General features: G+C 77.8%; 2 protein-coding genes. Both read right to left on the bottom strand.

The genetic code is table 11. From position 1 onward, the window contains the following. A partial coding sequence (locus AA75_RS26935; RefSeq protein ID WP_033822861.1) for an amino acid adenylation domain-containing protein occupies nucleotides 1-2,787 on the bottom strand: 2,787 nt, incomplete at its 3' end. After that, nucleotides 2,784-2,915 (bottom strand): phosphopantetheine-binding protein (locus tag AA75_RS54105; protein WP_149038401.1); only part of this gene is annotated, 132 nt, incomplete at its 5' end. The genes AA75_RS26935 and AA75_RS54105, both read right to left, overlap by 4 nt.

Below are 2,915 nucleotides of genomic sequence, written 5' to 3'. Positions count from 1 at the left end.
CGGCAGGGCGTCGAGCGGGACGAGTGCGGCGGGGACGAGGTGGGCGGGCAGCCGGGCGGCGAGCCGGTCGGCGAGGCCGTCCAGGGCCGCCGGGGCGTCGGCGACCAGGTAGGCGGTCAGCCGGCCGTCGGCGGCGAGTACGGCGGCGTCGGTGATGCCGGGCTCGGCGCGCAGGGCGGCCTCGACCTCGCCGGGTTCGACCCGGTAGCCGCGGATCTTGACCTGGCGGTCGGCGCGGCCGAGGAACTCCACGGTGTCGTCGGCGCGCAGCCGGACCCGGTCGCCGGTGCGGTACCGGCGGGTGCCGGTGTCCGGGTCGGTGGTGAAGCGTTCGGCGGTCCGCCCGGGGTCGTCGAGGTAGCCGCGGGCGACGGCGGGGCCGCCGATCCACAGCTCGCCGACGGCGCCGGGTGGGACGGGCCGGCCGTGGCGGTCCAGGATCAGCGCCTCGACGTGCGGCAGCGGGCGGCCGAGCGGCGGCGCGGGGGGCCGGTCGGCCGCGGGGTGGTCCGAGAGCACGTGGGTGAGGACCCCGACGGTGGTCTCGGTGGGCCCGTAGTGGTTGACGATCCGCAGGCCGGGGCGCAGGGCGGCGGCCCGGTCGACCAGCTCCCAGCCGGCCGCCTCGCCGCCGAGCACCAGGCAGCGCCGGGGCAGCAGGTCGGCCGGCCGGTCGGCGGTGAGCAGTGCGGCGAGCTGGGAGGGGACCAGTTTGAGCAGGTCGACGGGGTGTTCGGCGAGGGCGGCGGCGAGCGCGTCGGCGTCGGCGACCAGGGCGGGGTCGAGCAGCCGGACGGTGGAGCCGGCCCACAGCGCGCCGAACAGCATGGTGTGGCCGAGGTCGGCGGCGAGGGTGGAGCAGACGGCGTACTGCTCGGCGGCCGGCGCGGCGGCCGGGTCGGGGGTGAGCACCGGGGTGACGGCGGCCAGGTAGGCGGCGAGGCTGTCGTGGCCGACGGCAACGCCCTTGGGGCGGCCGGTGGAGCCGGAGGTGAACATCACGTACGCGAGGCCGGGCTGCGGGGTGCCGTCGGCGCCGGTGCGGCGGACGGCGGGGGCGTGGGCGGGTCCGGAGACCAGCAGGGCGGCGCCGGCCGCGGTGAGCAGTTCGCGCTGCCGGGCCTCGGGCAGGGCGGGGTCGACGGGCAGGTAGGCGGCGCCGGCCCGCCAGCAGGCCAGGACGGCGGTGAGGAAGCCGGTGCCGGGGGTGGCGTGGACGGCGACGACTGCGGCGCCGTGCAGCCGTCCGGCCAGGGTGCGGGCGGACCGGTCGAGTCCGGCGTAGTCGAGGGTGCCGTCGGGGGCGTGGACGGCGGGCCGGTCGGGGTGGGTGCGGACCCAGTGGTCGAAGCGGTCCAGCACGGTGTCGTGGACGGGCTGCCACGGCGCGCGGGCCGTGGCGCTCCCGTCGGCGGGGAGTGGCAACCGGTCGACGGGGGCGTCGGGGTCCGCGGCGAGGGCGGTGAGCAGCCCGCCGTACTGCCGCAGGAAGCGTTCGACCGACGGCCGGTCGAACAGGGCGGTGCGGTACATCGCGGTGATCTCGACGGTGGGGCCGCCCAGGTCCTCGGCGGACAGCGAGAGGTCGACCTTGGCGGTCCGCGGTTCGACGTCCTGGTGGGTGACGTTCAGGCCGTCCAGGCGCAGCGGTACCCGGGGGACGTGGGTGGCCACCAACTGCACCTGGTACAGCGGGTGGTGGCCGGCCTGCCGGGTGGTGCGGCCGACCAGCCGGTCGAACGGCAGCGCGCTGTTGGCGGTGTCGGCGAGGACCGACTCCCTGACCCCGGCGAGCAGTTGGCGGCCGGTCAGGCCGTCGGGGAAGCGGGTGCGCAGCACGATGGTGTCCAGGAAGCAGCCGAACACCTCGGGTACCTCGTCGCGGCCCGCGACCGGGGTGCCGACCAGGATGTCGTCCACCCCGGCGTAGCGGGCGCACAGGGTCTGGAAGGCGGCCAGCAGGACCATGAAGGTGGTGCACCGGGTCTCGGCGGCCAGGCTGCGCAGGGCCGCGGTGGCCGGCTCGTCGAGGGTGAAGCGCAGGGCGGCGCCGGCGTCGTCGGCGACGGCCTGCCGGGGGCGGTCGGCGGGCAGCTCGAGGACGGTCGGGGCGCCGTCCAGCCGCTGCTGCCAGTAGGCGAGTTCGCGTTCGTGGGTGAGGTGGCGGCGGGCGTGGGTGACGTCGGCGTAGCTGGTGGCGGGCGGCAGCGGGCCGCCGTGCTGCCAGGCGGCGGCGAGGTCGGTGGCCAGCAGGCCGACCGACCAGCCGTCGGCGGCGATGTGGTGCAGGCAGACCACCAGGACGTGGTCGTCGGGGGCCAGCCGCAGCAGTTCGGCGCGCAGCGGCGGGCGCAGGTCCAGGGCGAAGGGTTCGGCGACCGCGCGGCGCAGCGCCGCGTCGAGGCCGTCGGGCACCTCGCGAACCGGCAGCGGGACGGGCGCCGGGTCGTCGACGACGGGGGTGGGCTCGCCGCCGTCGGCGGCCGGCAGCGGGTAGCGGGTGCGCAGGATCTCGTGCCGGGCGGCGACGGCGGTGAGCGCGCCGGCGAGCCGCGCCACGTCGAGCGGGCCGCGCAGCCGCCAGGCGACCGGGATGGTGTAGGCGGCGCTGTCGGGGTCCCAGCGGTGCAGGAACCACAGCCGCCGCTGGGCGCCGGAGAGCGGGACGGTGCCGGGGGGCCTGGGCGGGAAGGCGGGGGCGGTGCCGGGGCGGCGGGCCCTGGCCCGGGCGAGCCGTTCGGCCAGGCGCTGTTCCAGGGTGGTCGCCGGGGGTTCCAGGGTGGTCATCCGAGGTCCTCGACAATCGCCTTCTCGACGGCGCCGGCCAGCGCGGCGATGGTGGGTTCGTCGAACAGGACCCGGACCGGGAAGGGGATCTCGAAGCGGTCCCGGATCCGGGCGGCGACGGCGGCGGT

It is taken from the genome of Kitasatospora sp. MBT63 (assembly GCF_000710465.2).
Classification (GTDB): domain Bacteria; phylum Actinomycetota; class Actinomycetes; order Streptomycetales; family Streptomycetaceae; genus Kitasatospora.
The sequence above is the reverse complement of the archived record's forward strand: the minus strand, read 5'-3'. Positions and strand labels throughout refer to the sequence as shown.